Source organism: Pseudomonas sp. Soil_N_39 (genome assembly GCF_057655955.1).
Window position 1 is genome coordinate 142150 of sequence record NZ_JBDGLI010000003.1, and the last position, 21202, is coordinate 163351.

15 protein-coding genes and 1 pseudogene are annotated in these 21202 nt (G+C 62.3%); 7 read left to right on the plus strand and 9 right to left on the minus strand.

Going from position 1 to position 21202, the window contains the following annotated elements; all coding sequences use genetic code 11:
- Positions 1 to 35: 35 nt before the first annotated feature.
- The 7 genes and pseudogenes from AC3A5O_RS05410 to AC3A5O_RS05440 form a co-directional block, all read right to left on the minus strand.
- Positions 36 to 1655, minus strand: a complete 1620-nt coding sequence (locus AC3A5O_RS05410; protein ID WP_122567127.1) for an FMN-binding glutamate synthase family protein — start codon at positions 1653 to 1655, stop codon at positions 36 to 38.
- Positions 1656 to 1878: 223 nt separating this feature from the next.
- Positions 1879 to 2547, minus strand: a complete 669-nt coding sequence (locus tag AC3A5O_RS05415; protein WP_439800563.1) for an ATP-binding protein — start codon at positions 2545 to 2547, stop codon at positions 1879 to 1881.
- Between the two features lie 57 nt (positions 2548 to 2604).
- Positions 2605 to 2691, minus strand: a pseudogene (locus AC3A5O_RS05420) (hypothetical protein); the annotation flags it as partial.
- 590 nt (positions 2692 to 3281) lie between these two features.
- The gene (locus tag AC3A5O_RS05425) at positions 3282 to 5084 is read right to left on the minus strand and encodes a DAHL domain-containing protein (protein WP_305468291.1); all 1803 of its coding nucleotides are present in this window, start codon (positions 5082 to 5084) and stop codon (positions 3282 to 3284) included.
- Positions 5081 to 6040: a cytochrome-c peroxidase gene (locus AC3A5O_RS05430; RefSeq protein ID WP_460082057.1), complete on the minus strand. Its 960-nt coding sequence runs from the start codon at positions 6038 to 6040 to the stop codon at positions 5081 to 5083. The genes AC3A5O_RS05425 and AC3A5O_RS05430 overlap by 4 nt, the downstream gene beginning before the upstream one ends.
- A 42-nt stretch (positions 6041 to 6082) precedes the next feature.
- Positions 6083 to 7957 carry a two-component system response regulator gene (locus AC3A5O_RS05435; RefSeq protein ID WP_305482240.1) on the minus strand — a complete coding sequence of 625 codons (1875 nt, stop codon included), beginning with the start codon at positions 7955 to 7957 and terminating at the stop codon, positions 6083 to 6085.
- Positions 7954 to 10245, minus strand: a complete 2292-nt coding sequence (locus tag AC3A5O_RS05440) for a GGDEF/EAL domain-containing response regulator (protein WP_305468287.1) — start codon at positions 10243 to 10245, stop codon at positions 7954 to 7956. The genes AC3A5O_RS05435 and AC3A5O_RS05440 overlap by 4 nt, the downstream gene beginning before the upstream one ends.
- A gap of 228 nt (positions 10246 to 10473) precedes the next feature.
- Between AC3A5O_RS05440 and nosR the strand changes: the two genes are divergently transcribed.
- The 4 genes from nosR to AC3A5O_RS05460 all read left to right on the plus strand — a co-directional run bounded on the left by nosR (position 10474) and on the right by AC3A5O_RS05460 (position 13569).
- Positions 10474 to 11841 carry a response regulator c-di-GMP phosphodiesterase, NosR family gene (gene nosR, locus AC3A5O_RS05445; protein ID WP_122567121.1) on the plus strand — a complete coding sequence of 456 codons (1368 nt, stop codon included), beginning with the start codon at positions 10474 to 10476 and terminating at the stop codon, positions 11839 to 11841.
- Positions 11842 to 11995: 154 nt separating this feature from the next.
- On the plus strand, positions 11996 to 12412 hold the full coding sequence (locus AC3A5O_RS05450) for an NUDIX hydrolase (RefSeq protein WP_122567119.1): 417 nt from the start codon (positions 11996 to 11998) through the stop codon (positions 12410 to 12412).
- Positions 12413 to 12436: 24 nt separating this feature from the next.
- On the plus strand, positions 12437 to 13075 hold the full coding sequence (locus AC3A5O_RS05455; protein ID WP_053124734.1) for a LysE family translocator: 639 nt from the start codon (positions 12437 to 12439) through the stop codon (positions 13073 to 13075).
- Positions 13072 to 13569, plus strand: a complete 498-nt coding sequence (locus tag AC3A5O_RS05460) for a GNAT family N-acetyltransferase (protein WP_122567118.1) — start codon at positions 13072 to 13074, stop codon at positions 13567 to 13569. The genes AC3A5O_RS05455 and AC3A5O_RS05460 overlap by 4 nt, the downstream gene beginning before the upstream one ends.
- 105 nt (positions 13570 to 13674) lie before the next feature.
- Here AC3A5O_RS05460 and metR read toward each other — a convergent pair whose 3' ends face one another.
- Positions 13675 to 14592, minus strand: coding sequence for a transcriptional regulator MetR (gene metR, locus AC3A5O_RS05465; protein ID WP_122567117.1), 918 nt, complete (start codon positions 14590 to 14592; stop codon positions 13675 to 13677).
- Between the two features lie 109 nt (positions 14593 to 14701).
- Here metR and metE point away from each other — a divergent pair, with 109 nt between their 5' ends.
- Positions 14702 to 17014, plus strand: coding sequence for a 5-methyltetrahydropteroyltriglutamate--homocysteine S-methyltransferase (metE, locus tag AC3A5O_RS05470; protein WP_305491022.1), 2313 nt, complete (start codon positions 14702 to 14704; stop codon positions 17012 to 17014).
- 309 nt (positions 17015 to 17323) lie between these two features.
- Positions 17324 to 18343, plus strand: coding sequence for an alpha/beta fold hydrolase (locus AC3A5O_RS05475; protein ID WP_122567115.1), 1020 nt, complete (start codon positions 17324 to 17326; stop codon positions 18341 to 18343).
- Positions 18344 to 18496: 153 nt separating this feature from the next.
- Here the strand turns inward: AC3A5O_RS05475 and AC3A5O_RS05480 are convergent, their stop codons facing one another.
- A complete protein-coding gene (locus AC3A5O_RS05480; RefSeq protein ID WP_305468280.1) occupies positions 18497 to 19378 on the minus strand; it encodes a LysR substrate-binding domain-containing protein in 882 nt (293 codons plus the stop codon).
- Between the two features lie 146 nt (positions 19379 to 19524).
- Between AC3A5O_RS05480 and AC3A5O_RS05485 the strand changes: the two genes are divergently transcribed.
- Entirely contained in the window at positions 19525 to 21156 is a 1632-nt protein-coding gene (locus AC3A5O_RS05485) for a 5-guanidino-2-oxopentanoate decarboxylase (RefSeq protein ID WP_487752923.1), read from the plus strand.
- Positions 21157 to 21202 lie beyond the last annotated feature (46 nt).

Consider the following 21202-nt stretch of genomic DNA (forward strand, 5'->3'; position numbering starts at 1 on the left):
TCCATAGCGTCGAAAACGGTTTGCTGCGGGATTATTCATGCCGCCACCACCTCCCGCGGCTCAAAACTGTCCGCCCGCGCCATCTGCCACATCCGCGAATAAAACGCCCCGTTGACCTCACCCGTCAGCAATTCCCCCGGCTTCAAAAACACATGCAACTGAGAGAACAACTTGACCTCGGTGGCCGACATACGCCGTACCAGATGCTTGGGCTGCAATTGCGAAGGGTGTTCAAGCCCGGCGGCGGCGAGCATTTCGGCCAGGGCCTTGAGGGTGTTGCGGTGGAAGTTGTAGACCCGCTGGGCCTTGTCCGGGACGACCAGGGCGCGCTGGCGCAGGGTGTCCTGGGTGGCGACGCCGGTGGGGCATTTGTTGGTGTGGCAGCTTTGGGATTGGATGCAGCCGATGGCGAACATGAAGCCACGCGCGGCGTTGGCCCAGTCGGCGCCGATGGCCAGGACGCTGGCGATGTCGAAGGCGCTGACGATCTTGCCACTGGCGCCGAGCTTGATCTTGTCCCGTAGGTTCAGGCCCACCAGGGTGTTATGCACGAACAGCAGGCCCTCGCGCAGCGGCACGCCGATGTGATCGGTGAACTCCACTGGCGCGGCGCCCGTGCCGCCTTCCTTGCCGTCGACCACGATGAAGTCGGGTAGGATCCCGGTTTCCAGCATGGCCTTGGCAATGCCCATGAATTCCCACGGATGACCCAAGCAGAACTTGAAGCCCACCGGTTTGCCGCCGGACAGCTCACGCAGTTGCTGGACGAACCGCATCAGTTCGATCGGCGTGGAAAACGCGCTGTGGCGTGACGGCGAAACACAATCCTCGCCCATGAGGATGCCACGGGTTTCGGCGATTTCCCGGGTGACCTTGTGCTTGGGCAGGATGCCGCCGTGGCCGGGTTTGGCGCCCTGGCTCATCTTGATTTCGATCATCCGCACCTGCGGGTTCTGGGCCTGGGCGGCGAAACGTTCGGGGTCGAAGCGCCCGTCGCTTGTACGACAGCCAAAATAGCCGCTGCCCAGTTCCCAGGTCAGGTCGCCACCGTGTTCGCGGTGGTAGGGGCTGATACTGCCTTCACCGGTGTCGTGGGCGAAGTTGCCCAGCTTGGCCCCCTGGTTCAACGCCCGGATGGCGTTGGCGCTCAGGGAGCCGAAGCTCATGGCCGAGATGTTGAACACCGACGCGGAGTACGGCTGTGTGCACTGCGGGCCGCCGACCGTCACCCGAAAACCGCTGGGGTCGCTCAGTGGGGCCGGGCGCATGGAATGGCCGATGAATTCGAAGCCGGTCTGGTAGACGTCGATCAAGGTGCCGAACGGTTTGTCGGCGCTTTCGTTCTTGGCCCGGGAATACACCAGCGAGCGTTGGGCCCGGGAGAAGGGCAGGGCATCGCTGTCGGATTCGAGCAGGTACTGGCGGATCTCCGGGCGGATGCCTTCGACCAGGTAGCGGATATTGCCCAGGATCGGGTAGTTGCGCCGTACGGCGTGGCGGCTTTGCAGCAAGTCGAACAACCCCAGCAGGCTCAACAGCCCGGTCACCAGCGCAATCGGCCAGAGCCAGTCGTGTTGCAGAAACGGCAGGCTGGCGAGGGTGAAAATGACACAGCCGGCGAAGAAGGCGTAGCGGCTCAGCAGAGACAGGCTCATACGGTTTCCTTGGGGGGAGCGATTGGCGAGGCGGCGTAGGCATTCTGCGCTGGCAGCGAAACGGCGGGCAACCCTATGGCGAGGGGATTGTTATGGGAGCAAGGCTGTGGGAGCAAAGCTTGCTCGCGATACAGGCGCCTCGGTTTCTGAAGTACCGAGTCGTCCCCATCGCGGGCAAGCCTTGCTCCCACAGCTTCTACAGTGTTCTCACCCCAGGTGTGGCTCAGCTCGCCTGCTTCATCTGCCGCACCGGTAATTCCACGCGGAAGGTGGTGCCGACGCCGACTTCGCTGCGTACGGTGATCTCGCCGTTGTGTTTTTTCACGATGCCGTAGGACAACGACAGCCCGAGCCCCGTGCCCTGGCCGATGGGTTTGGTGGTGAAGAACGGGTCGAAGATTTTCTGCAGGGTTTCGGGGGGGATGCCCGAGCCGTTGTCCGCCACTTCGATCCAGACGGTTTCATCACCGACCCCGTTGCGCAGGGTGATGGTGCCGCGTTCGGGGCCGATGGCCTGGGCGGCGTTGACGATCAGGTTCATGATCACCTGGTTGATCTGCGACGGCAGGCATTCCACCTCCGGCAACGGTGTGTATTCCTTGACCACGTCGGCCTTGTATTTGATTTCATTGGCGACGATGTTCAACGTCGAATCCATGCCCTGCTGCAAATTGGCCATCTGCCATTCCTGGCTGGAGTCAACGCGGGAGAAGTCCTTCAGGTCCTTGACGATCTGCCCGACCCGGCCGATGCCATCCTTGGATTCCTTGATCAGCAAGGGGATGTCCTCGACCAGGAAATCCAGCTCCACCTGTTCGCGCAGCTTTCTCAAGTTCACCACCAGCTCCGGTGAGGCGATGGCCTCTTCGGCGCTGCCGTAGGCGCTGAGCATTTCCTGGAGCTTGCCGAAGTAGCCATCCAACGCCCCCAGGTTGGAAGAAATGAAACCGATCGGGTTGTTGATTTCGTGGGCCACCCCGGCCGCCAGCTGGCCCAGCGAGGCGAGCTTTTCCGATTGCACCAACTGGGTTTCCAGCATCTTGCGTTCGTCGATCTCCATTTGCAGCAGCTCGCTGGCCTGTCTGAACGCCTGGGTGCGTTGTTCCACCAGGTCTTCGAGCTTGTTCATTTTCAACTGCGCCCGAGAAGTCATTTCCCATTTGGTGGTCAGGGTGTTGGCCATCTGCTGGACTTCGATGTTGTCGAACGGCTTCTTCAGGATCAGCAGGCGATCGTGGCCGTTCAGGCGGTCGAGCAGTTCATCCCAGGAATAATCCGAGTAGGCGGTACAAACCACCACTTGTAACTGCGGGTCGCGCTTCCAGAGTTCTTCGATGGTCTTGGCGCCGTCCCAGCCTTCGGGCATGCGCATGTCGACAAAGGCCAGGGCATAGGGACGCTCCTTCGCCGCGGCCTCCAGCAATTTGTTCAAGCCTTCTTGCCCACCGTAGGCCGAGTCGAGCTCGAACACGGTGGCGGCAGGTTTCGGCGCTTCGCCGAACAAGGCGCTTTCCATGTCCTGCAAGTCCGTGTTGCTCTCATCCTCCGGGGTGAGGATCTTGCGGAAATCTTCATGAATGGCGGGTGTATCGTCGATCAACAGGATGCGGCGGTTACTCATGCTGTTCATGGTTCACCTTCTGCAAGTTTCAGGGGCACCTGCAATTGGAATGTCGCCCCTTTGCCTGGCCCCTCACTGTGGGCGGTGAGGTGGCCGTTCATTTCGATGGCCGCCAGTGCGCAGCTGTGCAGGCCAAAGCCGTGGCCTTCCTTACGCGTGGTAAACCCATGGGCGAAGATGCGCGTCATGTTTTCCTCCGCGATGCCTTCGCCTTCGTCCTTGACGCTGATTTGCAGGGTCTCGCCATCGACGACGGCGGCCTTGAGGGTCATGTTCCGCGCATGGTTGGACACCCCGGCCATGGCGTATTTGGCATTGCTGATCAGGTTGATCAGGATCAACAGCAAGCGGTGCTTGTCGCCCATGATCCGCGGCACGTCGCCGTATTCCTTGATCACCGTAACATGATGGCGGGTCAGGGCGCCGGAGTTCATGCGCAGCGCGTCTTCGAGCAGCTCGCTGACCACCAGGGGTTCCAGCAGGCTGTTGGCCCCGGCATAGGACTGTTGGGTGGAGACGATGTCCTTGATGTGGTCCACGCTCTTGCTCAACTGGGCCAATTCATCTGTCAGGCCCTGCTGCTCCGAGGCGATGGCCTCGACCAGTTGGTTGAGGTAGCCGGGCAGCAGCTTGCCTTTGGGGTCCTCGGTGAGGAAGTGCCCGAGGTCATCGGTGTGTTCGTTGATCAATTGCATCGCCTTGCCCAGCCCCAGGGCCTTGCTGCTGCGCAGTTTGCGGCTGACCAGGTCGGCGGAGATGTTCACGCTGTTGAGGACGTTGCCGACGTTGTGCAACACGTTGGTGGCGATTTCCGCCATGCCAGCCTGGCGGGCGGTGTCCATCAACTCGCTTTGGGTGTCCTTGAGTTGGCGGGTACGCTCTTCGACCCGTTGTTCCAGCTCATCGTTGGCGGTTTGCAGGGCGTTGTTGACCCGCTTGATCTCGGCGAAGCTGCGTATCAGCCGGATCGCCAGCCAGATCAGGATCAGCACCAGGAACGTGGCGAACACCAGCAGGTAAACGTGGTTGCGCTCGTACTGGGCGGCGGCTTTTGCCTGGTCTTTCTCGAGCAACTGGGTGATGGTGTCCAGGCGATCGGCCAAGGGAATCGCTTCGATCCCCAGTAATAATTCATTGACCCGTGGCTGTTCGCGCAAGATCACCCCGATGTGTCTGCGCAACACTTCGACGGAGTTGAGCAGCCCCTCGGGCAGGCGTTCCTTGTTGACCTCCAACTGGTTCAGACCCAGCAGCACTTCAGCTGCTCTTTCAGGGGAGCTGAGCTGAGCGAACTCCATGCTGCTGAGCAACAGGTCGTAGGTGTCGATGGCAACGTTCTGCAACTCCAGTTTGTACGTATCAGGCAGCCGGGCGAACTGGGCCTGGATGTCGTCCTCGCCGGTGGGCAGGAAGGCCAGGGAATTGCGCAACACGGCGTTATGGGATTTGAACTGTTCTATCAGACGGGTTTTTTCCTTGACCAATTTGAGGTATTCGGCGCGCTGGGCTTCCCAGAGTGATGGCCCGTGGCGCTCCGGTTCCGATTCGATGGCGTCCAGGCGCTGCCACAAACGTGCCATCTCGTGCAGGGGCGAGACCAGCGGGTCGTAGTTGTGGGTCAGGGCGATTCGCGACTTGAGGACTTCGTTGTCCCAGATAGCGTCCTGTTGCTTGAGCAGGCGGATCAGGTCCCGGGACTCGATGTACGAAGCGGCCTGCCGGGCGCCCGAATTGACGTACATGAACAACAGGATGCCCGCCAGCAAGAGGCCGATGAAGGCCAGGCCGAGGCGACGGAGGACTGTCATAGGGGTTTGCCCTCCCACTCACCGGTCAGGGTCTTGAGGAATTCGACGATCAGCTCGGTATCGTTCTTCAGGGGCTCACGGCCCAACTGGTACTTGAACATCACCTCCACCGCGCGTTCCAGGGTTGGCGCCGACCCGTCATGGAAATACGGGGCGGTAATGGCTACGTTGCGCAGGCTCGGCACCTTGAAAACCTGGCGATCGTTTTCATCGCCGGTGATGTTGAAGCGTCCTTCGTCGGCCCGGTTGGGGTTGCCCCGGTCGCCGATGTAGTCGCCCATGACGCCGAATTTCTGGAACATGTTGCCGCCCATGTTCACGCCCTGGTGGCAAGCGATACAGCCGTACTCCTTGAAGCGCTGGTAACCGAACTTCTCCCGAGGCGTGAGGATGTCGGTATTGCCCAGCAGGTATTGGTCGAAACGCGAGTTGGGCGTCTGCAAGGTGCGCTCGTAGTCGGCCAGTGCGCCCTGGATATTGGGCTTGGTCACGCCATCGGGGTAGGCGTCCTTGAAGTCCTTGGCGTAGCCGGGGTCATCGGCGATGCGCTTGACCACCGCCTCCCAGGTGCTGCCCATTTCCACCGGGCTGGTCACGACCTCGTGGACCTGTTCTTCCAGCGTATCGACGCGGCCATCCCAGAACTGGTGGAAGTTCAGGCTGGCGTTGAACACCGTCGGCGTATTGACTTCCACCGGTTTGCCGTCGAAGCCTAAGGAAAACGGCTTGTCGTCGGCGCCGCCCTTGTCCAGGCGATGGCAACTGGCACAGGACAGGGTGTTGTTGACCGACAGCCGCGGGTCATTGAACAGCCGCAGTCCCAACTGAACGCGCTTGGGGTCCAGGGCCGGCACCGGTGGCAGGGGCTTGAGGGGTTCGTCCAGGGGTTCGGCGTGAGCGGTCACGCTTGCTCCCACGAGCAGGCCGAGAGCCAGAATCAGTCCATGTAACGCCATGGGATGTTTTCCTTGAAGCTTTGGTTGAGGACACTCAGGTGTTCACGAAAACGGGTTCTGGCGTTTTTCCCACTCGGTCATCCAATCGGCAAAGGCCTGCGGTTCGACGGCCTTGCTGAAGTAATAACCCTGGACCTCCTCGCATTGGTGCTTCTTGAGAAACTCAAGCTGCTCAAGGGTTTCCACCCCTTCGGCGATGATGTGCAGGTTCAGGCTCTTGCCCAGGCTGATGATGGTGCTCACCAGCTTGGCGTCATTGCTGTCGATGCTCAGGTCACCGACGAACGACTGATCGATCTTCAGCACATCCACCGGAAATTTCTGCAAGTAGCTCAGGCTCGAATAACCCGTGCCGAAATCGTCGATGGCCAGGCGTATCCCCTGTTGCTTGATGGCCTTGAGGATGGCGACCGTGGTATCGATGTTCTGCATCAGTACGCTTTCGGTGATCTCCAGTTCTAACTGTGTCGGGTCCAGACCGGTTTCCTTGAGGGTGCGGGCGATGCCTTCGACGAAGCCGCGCTGGCGAAAATCGATGGCCGAGATGTTCACCGACAGGTACAGCGGCCGCATGCCCTGGGCTTGCCAGCGGCAGGCCTGCTGGCAGGCTTCCTGAAGCACCCATTGGCTCAGTGGAACGATCAGGCCGCTGTCCTCGGCCACCGGGATGAAGTCCGATGGGTAGACCAGGCCATGTTCGGGCCTGTTCCAGCGCACCAACGCCTCGACACCGACCACCTTGCCGCTCTTGAGGTCGAGCTTGGGTTGGTAATGCAGCACGAATTCCTTGCGCTGCAGGGCCAGGCGCAGGCCCGATTCGATGGTCTGTTGCTGCCGTGCCCGGCGGTTCATGTCCTCGGTGAAGAAACGGTAGTCGTTGGGACCGGTCTCCTTGACGTTGCGCATCGCCGTCTCGGCTTTCTTGATCAGGGCCACGGCGTCGAAACCGTCGGTTGGGTACACGCTGATGCCCAGGCTCGCGGTGACGCTCAGGTCATGGCCGTCGATGGGCTGGGGGGTGCTGATGGCCGCCAGCAGTTTTTCGGCCACGCCTTTGGTTTGCTGTGCCTCGACGATGTCCCCCGCGATCACCACGAATTCATCGGAACCGTAGCGAAACACCGAATCGGATTCACGCACCACGGTCGCCAACGCTCGGGCCACGCGCTTGAGCATTTCGTCGCCGACCGGATGGCCCAGTGCGTTATTGACGCGCTTGAAGCGGTCCAGGCCGATGAACATCACCGCCAGTTGCCGGTCATGCCGACGGCACTGGGCCATGGCCTGGGTCAGGCGATCGCCGAGCAACATGCTGTTGGGCAACTCGGTGAGCACGTCGTATTGCAGCAGGTGGGACACTTTGAGCAATTCCTGGACGCGCTCTTCGATCGTGCGTTCCAGGCTACGCATTTTTCTCGCCGCGTCCTGGGCCAGTTGCCATTTCCAGGTCATGGCGCTGGCCATCTGGCGGATTTCCAGGGTGTCGAAGGGTTTCTTGAGGATCAGCAGTTGATCGTCGAACTCGATCCGTTCGGACATGGTTTCCCAGGAATAATCCGAGAAGGCCGTGCACAGGGCGATTTGCAGGCGCGGATCGGCTTTCCACAGTTGCTCGATGGTTTGCAGGCCATCCCAGCCCGGTGGCATGCGCATGTCGGCGAACACCAGCGCATAGGGCTGGCCTTCGGCCTGGGCGCGCTTGACCAGTTCCAGCGCCTCCTCGCCCTGGTAGGCCGAGTCGATCTGGAATTGCAGCCGGTTGACCTGTGGAGTGCCGAACAGCAGGCTTTCGGTGTCGTCCAGCGAGTCATCGCCGCCGCCGCTGGGGCTGAGGATCTTGCGAAAGTCCTGGTGAATCGCCGGCGTGTCGTCTACCACCAGGATCCGCCGGTTGGCAGGTACCGACATGGGGTTCATGGATTGCTCTCCGATAGCTGGCTCGCCGGCCGGGTCCAATGGTCTGTCGCGGGAATGATGGCGCCGGCCTTGAGCAGTTCGGCGGCCTGGCCACTGTCGACCACGGTGCTGAAGTAATGCCCCTGGGCCTGCATCGCCCCGCCGCTGGACATCAGCGTGGTGCGTTGTTCCTGGGTCTCGACGCCCTCGGCAATGATCCCGATGCCCACGTCCCGGGCGAAGTTGATGATCGCCCGCAACGTCGTGGCGTTCTCGGGGTCGTCGTTGGCGCTGTCGAGAAAGCGCTGGGCGAGCTTGAGGTGGTTGACCCGGTACGTCTTGAGGTAATCGAACGAGGAGTACTCGGTGCCGAAGTCATCGATGGCGATCTGCACGCCCAATTCGCAGAGGCGCGGCAGCACGTCGTTGTGGGTCCACTTGGTCTGGGCCAGGGTCGCTTCGGTGACGTCGAAACGCAGGTCCCAGGGCGCCAGTTCCCAGCGCGCGGTGGTGCGCAGCACGTCGTAGATCAGTTCCGGGCCGGTCTTGAGCTGGGTCAGGGACAGGTCGATGGCGATCACCGGCGGCGCCATGCCCTGGTCGCGCCACTGGCGCATTTGTTGGCAGGCCTGGTCCAGCACCCAATGCCCCAGGCCAATGATGATCCCGGTCTTCTCGGCCGCCGGCATGAAGGCCTCCGGTTCCAGCCAGCCCCGTTCGGGGTGGTTCCAGCGCACTTGCACGCCCATGCCGAGGATCTTGCCGGAGCCGAGGTCGACTTCCGGCAGGTAGTGCAGGTGCAGTTCGTGGTTTTCGATGGCTTGGCGCAGGTCGTTGGCCAGGGCGACCCGGTCGGTGACTTCCTGGTTAATTTCCTCGTTATGGAAGTGATACTGGTTGCGACCCTTTTCCTTGGAGCGGTACAGGGCCATGTCGGATTGCGCCATCAGGCTGTCGGCACTCAGGCTTTGCGGGGTGTACAGGGCGATGCCGATGCTCACCGAGATCCGCACGTCGTTGCCGTCCAGGGAATACGGCGCCACCAGCGCATCACGGATCTTGCCCGCCAGCGCGGCGCAGTGGGTCGCTTCATGGACGTCCAGTTGCAGCAGGGCGAATTCGTCGCCGCCCAGGCGCGCCACCACGTCGTTTTCCCGGGTACAGGCCTTGATGCGGGTGGCGACTTCCTGCAACAGCAGGTCGCCGATGGGATGGCCCAAGGTGTCGTTGATGCGTTTGAAGTGGTCCAGGTCCAGGTAGAACATGGCAAACGGTGCTGCCCCCCGACGAGCGGCGGCGAAAGCCTGGTGGAGGCGCTCGATCATGGTGGCGCGGTTGGCCAGCCCGGTCAGGCCATCAGTGCGGGCCAGCAGGGCGATCTTCTCTTCGGCCAGCTTGCGCTCGGTGATGTCGAGGATGATGCCTTCCACCTCCAACAACAGGCCCTGTTCGTTGCGCACCGGGATGTAGCGGTTCTCTACCCAGCGGAACGTGTCGTCGCCGGTGCGCATGCGGAACTCGATGGACGCCCCCGCAGTGTCGCGGTCGAGGACGCGGACCATGGCCTCGTGGACCTTATCTTGGTCGTCGGGGTGAATCAGGGTTTGCGCCCAGTCCGGCGAGTCGATCAGGTGCGCCGCGACATGGCCGAACTTGGTGATGTTGTGGGAGATGTACATCAGTGGGAACGGCGGCTCGCCCCGCAGGCGATAGAGGATGGTCGGGCTGTTCTGCACGATGATGTTGGCGTCGGCCAACTCGCGGGTGCGTTCCTCGACCGCCCGTTCGAGCATGTCCATTTTCAGCGCCGCGTCCTCGGTCATCTGCCATTTGACGGTCAAGGCGCTGGCCATCTGGCGGATCTCGATGGCATCGAAGGGTTTTTTCAGGATGAGCAGGCGGTCGCCCAGTTCCAGGCGCTCGGAAATATCCTCCCAGGAATAATCCGAATAAGCGGTGCACAGGGCCACCTGCAGCTTGGGGTCGGCGCGCCACAGCCGTTCGATGGTTTCCAAGCCGTCCCAGCCGGGCGGCATACGCATGTCGATGAACGCCATGGCGAAGGGCTGCCCCTGGGCCAGCGCCGTTTCGACCTTGTTCAGGGCTTCCATGCCCTGGAACGCCGAATCGAGCACGAAACTCATGCTCGAGACGGCCACCGGCGCGCCGAACAGGGCTTCTTCGGCGCTGCTCAGGTTGTCTTCGGCGTTCATCTGGGGGCTGAGGATCTTGCGAAAATCCTCATGGATGGTCGGGGTGTCGTCGACGATCAGGATCCGCCGGTTGGTTTTATCCAAAGGCAGGCTCATGGCCGTGCACCACTTTGATGCTGACGATAGAACCTTGGAAACATCTGATATCCCTTTCGCTGGCATGAGTATTCGGCCTGTACATGGCCCTTCATGGGGTAGAGCATAGCCGTCTCATCGCGATGCGCTCGGTCACTGATGGCAAATGTGTCTAAATTTTCGCAATCTACTAGCCTGTATTTTGGGGCTAAGGTAGAACGGTTGTCGTGAATCAGGAGGGGGTTTCAAATGGAAGATCAAACGCCGGACGTTCCGGTAAAGAAGCCGACGGTGCTGCTGGTCGATGACGAAGAGTCGATTCTCAATAGCCTGCGTCGGCTGTTGCGCAGCCAGCCGTATGAGATCCTGCTGGCCGACAGTGGCGCCAAGGCCCTGGAAATCCTCAAGGAGCGGCCGGTCGACCTGGTGATGACCGATGCGCGCATGCCGAACATGGACGGTGCCACGTTGCTGGCCGAGATCCGCAAGTTGTATCCATCGACCTTGCGCATCCTGCTCACCGGTTATGCCGATGTGGACATGATGACCAAGGCCATCAACGAGGGGCAGCTCTATCGCTACCTCAGCAAGCCCTGGAACGATGAAGAACTGGTGCAGGCCTTGCGCCAGGCCCTGGCCCACCAGCATTCCGAAAGCGAGCGCCAGCGCCTCGAAGCGCTGAACCGCGAGCAGAACCAACAACTCAAGACCCTGAACGCCACCCTGGAAAAACGCGTGGCGTCGCGCACCTCCGAGCTGCAGCAGACCGCCGACATGCTCGACCTGGCCTATGACGAGCTCAAGCGCAGTTATGTGACCAGCACCGAGGTATTTTCGCTGATCGCCAACCTGCGCCTGCCCAAGGCCAAGCAGACCAACCGGCAGATCATCGAGTTGATCAGGGTCTACAGCCGGCTGCATTTCCTTGATGAGTCCACCGACCGCGACCTGACCATGGCCGCGGCGCTCTACAACATCGGCAAGCTGAGTTGGACCGACAACATGATGGTCACGCCCGCCGACATGCTGCACCACACTGAGCTCGAGCTGTACCGAGCCTATCCGAAGCAGAGCGAATCGCTGCTGATGACCCTGGACCCGATGAAGGACGCGGCGCGGATCATCCGCCATCACCAGGAACGTTGGGACGGCAGCGGTTTCCCCGAGCACCTCAAGGGCGAGGCCATTCCGTTTGGCTCGCGGCTGTTGAAACTGGCGGTGGACTTCATCGAGCTGCAGCGCGGGTTGATTCTGGAGCGGCAGATGAACAGCGACGAAGCGCTGGTCTACATCCGCAAGTACGCCGGCAAGTTGTACGACCCGAATATGATCGAGGATTTCATCAAGGCCTGCGGTGAATACCTGGAAGACGTGACCTTGTCGGATCCGACGGTGAAGGTCATGAACACCCGGGAACTGGCGGCCGGCATGATCCTGGCGCGCAACCTCAACGCCGACAACGGCATGTTGCTGCTCAACGCCGGCAAGATCCTGAGCGGTCCGCTGGTGGAAAAGCTCATCGCCTTCGAGTCGATGGAAGGGGCGCGGTACAGCGTGTTCGTCAAGATCCCCGAAGAGGAGGCCGACCCTTCGGCGCCGAAGCCGATGTTGGGGTGACCGGGCTCTGACAAACAACGCAAATTCCCTGTGGGAGCGAGCTTGCTCGCTCCCACAGGGGGCTGTGTTGGTTTTGAGGTCGCGCCAGGCTTTGCTGTCGCCGCTGCGGTCTGTAATCTCCCCGCCATTTCCCCGGCCAAGGCTTTTATCCCTCATGACCACTTCCCTCATCCGCATCGCCGCCGCCCTGTTGCTCGGGCCGGACGGGCAAACCCTGCTGGTGCGCAAGCGCGGCACCCGAGCCTTCATGCAACCGGGCGGCAAGATCGAGGCCCATGAACAACCGGTGCAGGCGCTGGCCCGCGAGCTGGAAGAAGAGCTTGGGTTGCGGATCGACCCGACCCAGGCCCGCCACCTGGGCGTGTTCAGCGCGCCGGCGGCCAACGAACCGGGGTTTACCGTGCAGGCCGAGGTGTTCTTGCTGAGCATCGACGCCCCGGTTTCGCCGGCGGCCGAAATCGAAGAGGTGCGTTGGATCGACCCGGCCGGCGACAGCGATCTGGTACTGGCACCGTTGACAGGCGAGGTCATCCTGCCGTTTTATCGAGCGACACTGCTCGCTACCTGCTGATTCACGCCTCAAGGACTGACGCCCATGATTCCATTGCCGGACCTGTTGATTTTCGCCGCCGCCGCGTTGTTGATGGTCCTGACGCCCGGCCCGAACATGATCTACCTGATCTCCCGTTCGATCTGCCAGGGCCGCAAGGCCGGCGTCACGTCGCTGTTGGGCGTGGTGGCGGGGTTCTTCGTGCACATGTTTGCCGCCGCTGCGGGGCTGACGGCGGTGTTCCTGGCGGTGCCCATGGCCTATGAGGTGTTGAAGTGGGCCGGCGCGCTGTACCTGTTGTGGCTAGCCTGGCAGGCCGTGAAACCGGGCGCGCGTTCGCCCTTCGAGGCCCAGCAGTTGCCGGCGGATTCGACACGCAAGCTGATCACCATGGGCTTTCTCACCAGTGCGCTGAATCCCAAGATCGCGGTGTTCTATCTGTCGGTGTTCCCGCAATTCATCAGCCCGGAGCACGGTTCGCTGTTCACCCAGAGCATCATCCTCGGGCTGACCCAGATCAGCGTCAGTTTCAGCGTCAACCTGCTGATCGCCCTGTTCGCCGCCGGCATTGCCTCGTGGTTTGTCCACAACCCGAGCTGGCTGGCGGTGCAGCGCTACTTCATGGGGTTTGTCCTCGGTGCCCTGGCGCTGCGCCTGATGCTTGAGCAACGGCGTTCGGCGTGAACATTCGACGCCTGCGGGCCAGCGATGCCCAGGTGTATCGCGAGCTGATGCTCCAGGCGTACGCCTTGCATCCCCAGGCCTTCACCTCCAGCGTCAGCGAGCGGGAGAAATTGCCCATCAACTGGTGGGAGGCACGTTTGGGCAGCCGACTCGATGTGCTGCTGGGGGCGTTTGTCGAGCAAGAACTGGTCGGCATCGTCGGCCTGGCCCTGGAACCCCGGGAAAAAGCCCGGCACAAGGCGCTACTGTTCGGCATGTACGTCGCCGACGCACATCGTCATCGGGGCCTCGGCCACCAACTGGTACAGGCCGCCCTCGACGAAGCCCGGCGCCACACCTTCCTGCGCTTGGTGCAACTGACCGTCACCGCCGGCAACGATCCGGCGCTCAAGCTCTACCAGCGCTGCGGCTTCGTCCTCTACGGCCTCGAACCGATGGCGATCCGCATGGACGACGAATACCTCGACAAGATCCATATGTGGCTAGAACTCTAATCCCACCACCATCCCCTGTGTGTGGTTCTTTGTGGGAGCAAGGCTTGCCCGCGATGGCGTTTTCGCAATCGCCATCGCGGGCAAGCCTTGCTCCCACAGAAGCTATCAGCGCACGGCACTCACCCCATCGAGGGTAGAAAACGACGTGTCCTTGGCCGTCAGCAAAAAGTCGCGCATGTACGGTGCGTCGAGCATGTCGGTGCGCACCGCCGCGTACAGCGTGGCGAACAAACCTTTCTCCCCCAGCCGCTTGGCCTTCACGTAGCCCCGCGAGCTGTATTCGTGCAGCGCCCAGTGCGGCATGCCGCAGACGCCACGGCCGCTGGCCACCAGTTGCATCATCATCACTGTCAGCTCAGACGTGCGCACCTGGGCCGGTTCGATGTCGGCCGGTTCCAGGAAGCGCGTGAAGATGTCCAGCCGATCGCGCTCCACCGGGTAGGTGATCAGGGTTTCGCTGATCAGGTCTTCGGGGACGATGTACGCCTTGCCCGCCAACCGATGCTGGTTGGCGACGGCGAGCATCGCTTCGTAGGTGAACAGCGGCACGTAGGTGATGCCGGCCAATTCCAACGGGTCGGAGGTCACCACCAGGTCGAGGTCGCCCCGGGCCAAGGCCGGCAGGGGGGCGAAGGCGAAGCCCGAGGCCAGGTCCAGTTCGACTTCCGGCCAGGCATCGCGGAACTGGTCGATGGTCGGCATCAACCACTGGAAGCAACTGTGGCACTCGATGGCCATGTGCAGCCGTCCGGCGGTGCCGCCCGCCAAGCGGGCGATGTCCCGTTCAGCACTGCGCAGTAACGGCAGGGCGGCATCGGCCAGTTGCAACAGGCGCAGGCCGGCGCTGGTGAAGCGTACCGGCTTGGTCTTGCGCACGAACAACTGCATGCCCAGGCGCTCTTCCAGTTCCTTGAACTGGTGGGAGAGGGCGGATTGAGTCAGGTGCAGGCGTTCGGCGGCTTCGACCAGGCTGTCGGCTTCACGCAGGGCGTGCAGGGTCTTGAGGTGACGGAGTTCAAGCACCGGAGTTGCTCCATGAGTAAAACTTGTGATCAACACGAAAAGGTTGAGTTTGTCTCATGTGGGTCGAGCTGTCGACAATGGCGCCATCTTTTATAGGAGGACGCACACCATGGCCCTGGCCCACACCCTCGGTTTTCCCCGCATCGGCGCCGACCGCGAACTGAAAAAAGCCCTCGAAGCCTACTGGAAGGGCGACCTGGCCCCGGCCGCATTGCAAGCCGTGGGGCGTGAACTGCGGGCCCGGCACTGGCAACTGCAAAAAGACGCCGGCATCGACCTGCTGCCCGTCGGCGACTTTGCCTGGTACGACCAGGTGCTCAGCCATAGCTTGACCCTGGGCGCCGTTCCATCGCGTTTCCGCAGCACTCTGAATACCCAGGGCCGACCGACCCTCGACACCCTGTTCGCCATGGCCCGTGGCGCCACGGCCAGTTGCTGCGGTGCCGACCACGGCCAGGCACAATATGCCCAGGAGTTGACCAAGTGGTTCGACACCAATTACCACTACCTGGTCCCGGAGTTTTCCGCCGACCAGGCCTTCGCCCTGAGCTGGGAACAGTTGTTCGACGAAGTGGACGAGGCCCATGCCTTGGGTCATCAGGTCAAACCGGTGATCATCGGCCCGTTGACCTACTTGTGGCTGGGCAAGGCCAAGGGCGAGGCGTTCGACAAGCTCGACCTGCTGGAGCGCCTGCTGCCGGTCTACGGTGAAATCCTCAACCGCCTCAAAGCCCAGGGCGTGGAATGGGTGCAGATCGACGAACCGATCCTCACCCTCGACCTGCCCTTGGCCTGGAGGAGCGCCTTCGAGCGGGCCTACCACATTCTTCAGTACTCGCCGTTGAAAAAACTCGTGGCCACCTATTTCAGTGGCCTGCAAGACAACCTCGGCCTGGCGGTGAGCCTGCCGGTGGACGGTTTGCACATCGACGCGGTACGTGACCCGGAACAACTGGGCCAGGTGCTGGACCGCCTGCCGACCTACAAGATTCTTTCGGTGGGCCTGGTCAACGGGCGCAACGTCTGGCGCTGCGAACTGGAACAGGCGCTGGCGCAATTGCAACCGGCCCAGGAGCGCTTTGGCGACAACCTTTGGGTCAGCACCTCGTGTTCGCTGCTGCACAGCCCGGTGGACCTGGAACGTGAAGACCGGCTCGATCCCGAGCTCAAGAGCTGGCTCGCCTTTGCCGTGCAGAAGTGTGGTGAAGTCGCGGTGCTGCGCGATGCACTGAACGATCCACAGGCCCCCGCCGTGCAGCAGGCCTTGAGCGACAGCCGCGCGGTGCAGGCCCGTCGCGCCGGCTCGACGCGCATTCACAAAGCCGAGGTCCAGGCGCGCCTGGCGGCGATCGGGCCACAGGATAGCCAGCGGCATTCACCGTTTGCCCAGCGCATCGAACGCCAGCGCGCACGCCTGGCGCTGCCGACGTTTCCTACCACCACCATCGGCTCCTTCCCGCAGACCCCGGCCATTCGCCTGGCCCGTCAGGCCTACAAGCAGGGCAAGTTGTCGGCCAACGACTATCAGGACGCCATGCACACCGAGATCCGCCATGCCGTGCAGATCCAGGAACGCCTGGGACTGGACGTGTTGGTGCACGGTGAAGCCGAGCGCAACGACATGGTGGAATATTTCGCCGAGCAGCTGGACGGCTACGCCTTCACCCGTTTCGGCTGGGTGCAGAGTTATGGCTCGCGTTGCGTGAAACCGGCGATCATCTACGGCGACATCAGCCGCCCGAAAGCCATGACTGTCGACTGGATCCGCTACGCGCAAAGCCTGACCGACAGGGTCATGAAAGGCATGCTCACCGGTCCCGTGACCATGCTGATGTGGTCGTTCCCCCGCGAAGATGTGTCGCGCCAGGTCCAGGCCCGACAATTGGCCCTGGCCCTGCGGGACGAAGTGCTGGACCTGGAAAAAGCCGGGATCAAGATTGTGCAGATCGACGAGGCGGCGTTCCGTGAAGGGTTGCCGTTGCGTCGCGGACAATGGCAGGAGTACCTGGACTGGGCGGTTGACGCGTTCCGTTTGTGTGCGTCGGGGGTGGGCGACGAAACCCAGATCCATACCCACATGTGCTACAGCGAGTTCAATGACGTGATCAAGGCTATCGCCGACATGGACGCCGACGTCATCACCATCGAGACCTCCCGTTCGGACATGGAGTTGCTGGAAGCATTCGAGGCCTTCGACTACCCGAACGACATCGGCCCGGGCGTCTACGACATCCACTCGCCACGGGTGCCGGACACGGCCGAGATGGTGGCGCTGATGAGCAAGGCGGTAAAGCGGATCGCCGCCGAGCGGCTGTGGATCAACCCCGACTGCGGGCTGAAAACCCGGGCCTGGCCGGAGACGGAAGCGGCACTGGTGAACATGGTGGCGGCGGCGCGGCAGTTGCGTAGCCAGTTGGCCTGAAACCGGCGCCTTGAGCGGGTACCTGTGGGAGCAAAGCTTGCTCGCGATGAAGCCAACGCGATTTCTCTGGAATCGAGGTGCTTGTATCGCGAGCAAGCTTTGCTCCCACAGGTACATCCTTTCCCACAGGTACATCCTTTCCCACAGGTACATCCTTTCCCACAGGTACATCCTTTCCCACAGGTACATCCTTCGCGCAGGCAACCGCTCGGCAATCTTCATCAAACTGTCACGCAACTGTGGCAGCGCGCTTGAACAAACTTCATCAGACTCGCGCTCTACTGGGGTTCTGCGTTTCGGTGTTTCTTCATGCGTGTACTTATTTTCCTGGCCGCGTTGTGTTTCGGCCTGCCGTCGATGGCGGCGTCTCGTTGTGATGTCAATGTTGCAACCCACCATGTCGATCTGGATCAGGTCAGCCTGGCCTACCAGAGCGTTGGTCGTGCCTCGGATCCGGCATTGCTCTTGGTGATGGGCCTGGGTGGGCAATTGATCCATTGGCCGGACGAAGTGGTGGTCGCCCTGTGCGAGCAGGGTTTCCGGGTGATTCGCTACGACAACCGCGACGTCGGCCTGTCCACGTGGCGCCAGGCGCCCGGCAGCGCCAACCTGACCTTTGAAGCCCTGCGCTACAAGCTCGGTTTGCCCGTGGCCGCGCCGTATACCCTGACGGACATGGCCGACGACGGGCTGGGGCTGATGGACGCGTTGCAGGTGCAAAGCTTCCACGTGTTGGGTGTGAGCATGGGCGGGATGATCGCCCAGCACATGGCCGCCATGGCGCCGCAGCGGGTCGAAAGCCTGACCCTGATCATGACCAGTTCCGGTGCCGAAGGCTTGCCCGCACCCAGCGCCGCCCTGGTGCAGTTGCTGTCGCGGCGCAGCGCGCCGGATCGCGAAGCGGCACTGCAGCAGCAGGCCGATCTGTTGGCCGCGTTGGGCAGCCCGATGGTGGTGGACGATCGCCAGGCCTTGCTGCATCAGGCCGCCGTGGCCTATGACCGAGCCTTCAACCCCGAAGGCGTGAAGCGCCAGATCATGGCGATCATGGCCGAGCCCAGCCGAGTGGCACTGCTCAATCAACTGCGGGTGCCGACCCTGGTCGTCCACGGCACCGCCGACCCGTTGCTGCCGGTGATGCATGGTGTGCACTTGGCGGCGCACATCCAAGGCAGCCAGTTGAAACTGATCCCGGGCCTGGCCCATCGTTTCCAGGATGCGTTCAAGGCGCCGTTGCTGGGGGCGGTGTTGCCGTACCTGCAGCAGCACCGTGAAGACACCTCGCATTGGGCACAGATCGAGCCGGCGCAGGCGCCGAATCTGCTCTGATAATCCTGATGGCTTGAGGCCTGCCCGGCTTATGTGGCGAGCGGATTTGTGGGAGCAAAGCTTGCTCGCGAAACAGCCACCTCGATCTCTGAGAGACCGCGTCGCCTTCATCGCGGGCAAGCCTTGCTCCCACAGGGGCTTGCTGTGACGTTGCTACCGCGCCCGTGCCTGCTCCACCAACCACCCCATCAACTCCTGCAACGGCCCCGACGCCTCGGGTTTACGTGGGTGCACCAGGTGATAGCCCAGCCCGGTCTTGACCTTCAACTCGAACGGCATCACCAGCCGGCCGGCGCTCAGGTCGTCGCCGATCAGCGCCCAGTCGCCAATCGCCACGCCGGTGCCCTGGGAGGCCATGGACATCGCCAGGTCCAGGGTTTCGAAGTGCTGGCCCTTGTTGACCTGGTTCAAGTGCACATCGGCCGCCGCCAGCCAGGCGTTCCAGTCGCGCTCGTCAAGGGCCGGGTGCAACAACAGGTGGTGTTGCAAGTCGGCGGGTTCATGCAGCGGCACCGCACCTTCCAGGACCGGGCGGGAGCAGACGGGCGTCAGTTGTTCATCGAACAGGTGCAGGCATGCCAGCGCGGAGTCCGGTGGTGGGCCATAGACCACCGCGGCGTCGAACGCTTCGCGCTGGAAATCCACCCCGTGCCTGACGGTGGTGGTCAGTTCCACCGGCACGTCCGGCCGTTCCTTTTGCCATTGCAAAAGGCGCGGCAGCAACCAGCGCATCACACAGGTCGGGGCCTTGAGCTGTAGGGTCTGGCGCTTCTCGCCGATCTGCTCGACCGCTTCGCCGATCAGGCTGAACACTTGCTGCACCCGTGGCAGCCACGCCTGGCCCTCGGCGGTCAGGCTCAAGCCGCGGGCCTGGCGCTGGAACAAGGCATAACCCAAATGATCTTCCAGCCCGGCGATCTGCCGGCTCACCGCACCCTGGGTGATGTGCAGTTGTTCGGCGGCCCGGGTGAAGTTGCAGCATTGGGCCGTGATCAGAAACGTGTGCAGCGCTGGCAACGGGGGGAGTCGTTTCATTTCGATCAAGCCATGACGTGAGGACATGGCTAGTATGACTTTTTATCCATTGTTGTCGCCACGCCTCGCCCGTTCCAATAACGCCATTCCAAGGACAAAAAGGGCCCCGCAGGGCTCTGTCCAAGACAAGAAAAAAGGCGATGGCAATGGCGACGTGCGGCGAAGTATTGGTCAAGTTACTCGAAGGTTATGGTGTGGAGCAGGTGTTCGGCATTCCCGGCGTGCATACCGTCGAGCTGTACCGTGGACTGGCCCGTTCCAGCATCCGCCATGTGACGCCGCGTCATGAGCAGGGCGCAGGCTTCATGGCCGACGGTTACGCCCGGGTCAGCGGCAAGCCCGGCGTGTGTTTCATCATCACCGGCCCCGGCATGACCAACATCGCCACCGCCATGGGCCAGGCCTACGCCGATTCGATCCCGATGCTGGTGATCTCCAGCGTACAGTCGCGCAGCCAGTTGGGCGGTGGACGCGGCAAGCTGCATGAACTGCCGAACCAGTCTGCATTGGTGGGCGGTGTCGCGGCGTTTTCCCACACGCTGATGTCCGCCGCCGAGTTGCCCGGCGTGCTGGCCCGAGCGTTCGCGGTGTTCCAGGCCGGGCGCCCGCGGCCGGTGCACATTGAAATTCCGTTGGATGTTTTGGTTGAAGACGCCGATGCCTTACTCGCTAGCGTGCCGGTGAACATCAACCGCGCCGGTGCCGCACCGAGTGCCGTAGCGCAAATGGCTGCAAAGCTGGCATCGGCCAAACGGCCTTTGTTCCTGGCCGGTGGCGGAGCCATCGACGCAGCGGCTGAATTGACCGAACTGGCCGAACGGCTCGGCGCGCCCGTGGCGTTGACCATCAATGCCAAAGGCCTGCTGCCTGCGCGCCATCCGTTGCTGATCGGCTCTACCCAGAGCCTGGTGGCCACCCGTGCGTTGGTGGCCGAGGCGGATGTGGTGCTGGCCATCGGCACTGAACTGGCCGAGACCGATTACGACATTACCTTCGCCGGCGGCTTCGAGATTCCCGGTGCGCTGCTGCGTATCGACATCGACCCGGACCAGACCGTGCGCAATTACCCGCCGCACTTGGCCCTGGTGGCCGACGCCCGTGTCGCCGCCCGGGCTTTGCTCGATGGATTGGACCGGCACCCCTTGGCCGAGCGTCACGCCGATTGGGGGCCGGCGCGTGCCGCTCGGTTGCGCGCGGAGCTTCAAGGCAGTTGGGACGCCGCGACCCGGGCCCAGACCTTGTTTCTCGACACGGTATTGCAGGCGTTACCGGAGGCGGTGTTTGTTGGTGATTCCACGCAACCGGTGTACACCGGCAACCTGACCTTCAACCCGGATCAGCCGCGCCGCTGGTTCAATGCCTCCACCGGCTACGGCACCCTCGGCTACGCGTTGCCGGCGGCCATCGGCGCCTGGCTCGGCGGCAAGGACCTGGGTCACGGCCGCCCCGCGGTGGTGTGCCTAATCGGCGACGGCGGGTTGCAGTTCACCTTGCCGGAACTGGCCAGCGCCGTGGAAGCGCGCACGCCAGTGATCGTGCTGCTGTGGAATAACCAGGGCTACGAAGAGATCAAGAAATACATGCTCAACCGCGCCATCGAACCGGTGGGCGTGGACATCTACACCCCGGATTTCATCGGTGTCGCCAAGGCCTTGGGCTGCTTTGCCCAAGCCATCGAGGATGTGCCGTCACTGCGAGCTGCGTTGCTGGCGGCCCGTGAGCGGCAGGGGCCGACATTGATTGAGATTGACCAGGGTGTTTGGACAGCGAAGTGTTGAGGTGTTTTTATTGGCCCCATCGCGAGCAAGCTCGCTCCCACAGGGG

Bases quoted from the DNA above. Each gene is read 5' to 3' on its own strand.
- AC3A5O_RS05410 (WP_122567127.1), bottom strand. From the start codon at position 1,655: ATGAGCCTGTCTCTGCTGAGCCGCTACGCCTTCTTCGCCGGCTGTGTC.
- AC3A5O_RS05415 (WP_439800563.1), bottom strand. From the start codon at position 2,547: ATGCTCAGCGCCTACGGCAGCGCCGAAGAGGCCATCGCCTCACCGGAG.
- AC3A5O_RS05425 (WP_305468291.1), bottom strand. From the start codon at position 5,084: ATGACAGTCCTCCGTCGCCTCGGCCTGGCCTTCATCGGCCTCTTGCTG.
- AC3A5O_RS05430 (WP_460082057.1), bottom strand. From the start codon at position 6,040: ATGGCGTTACATGGACTGATTCTGGCTCTCGGCCTGCTCGTGGGAGCA.
- AC3A5O_RS05435 (WP_305482240.1), bottom strand. From the start codon at position 7,957: ATGAACCCCATGTCGGTACCTGCCAACCGGCGGATCCTGGTGGTAGAC.
- AC3A5O_RS05440 (WP_305468287.1), bottom strand. From the start codon at position 10,245: ATGAGCCTGCCTTTGGATAAAACCAACCGGCGGATCCTGATCGTCGAC.
- nosR (WP_122567121.1), top strand. From the start codon at position 10,474: ATGGAAGATCAAACGCCGGACGTTCCGGTAAAGAAGCCGACGGTGCTG.
- AC3A5O_RS05450 (WP_122567119.1), top strand. From the start codon at position 11,996: ATGACCACTTCCCTCATCCGCATCGCCGCCGCCCTGTTGCTCGGGCCG.
- AC3A5O_RS05455 (WP_053124734.1), top strand. From the start codon at position 12,437: ATGATTCCATTGCCGGACCTGTTGATTTTCGCCGCCGCCGCGTTGTTG.
- metE (WP_305491022.1), top strand. From the start codon at position 14,702: ATGGCCCTGGCCCACACCCTCGGTTTTCCCCGCATCGGCGCCGACCGC.
- AC3A5O_RS05475 (WP_122567115.1), top strand. From the start codon at position 17,324: ATGCGTGTACTTATTTTCCTGGCCGCGTTGTGTTTCGGCCTGCCGTCG.
- AC3A5O_RS05480 (WP_305468280.1), bottom strand. From the start codon at position 19,378: ATGAAACGACTCCCCCCGTTGCCAGCGCTGCACACGTTTCTGATCACG.
- AC3A5O_RS05485 (WP_487752923.1), top strand. From the start codon at position 19,525: ATGGCGACGTGCGGCGAAGTATTGGTCAAGTTACTCGAAGGTTATGGT.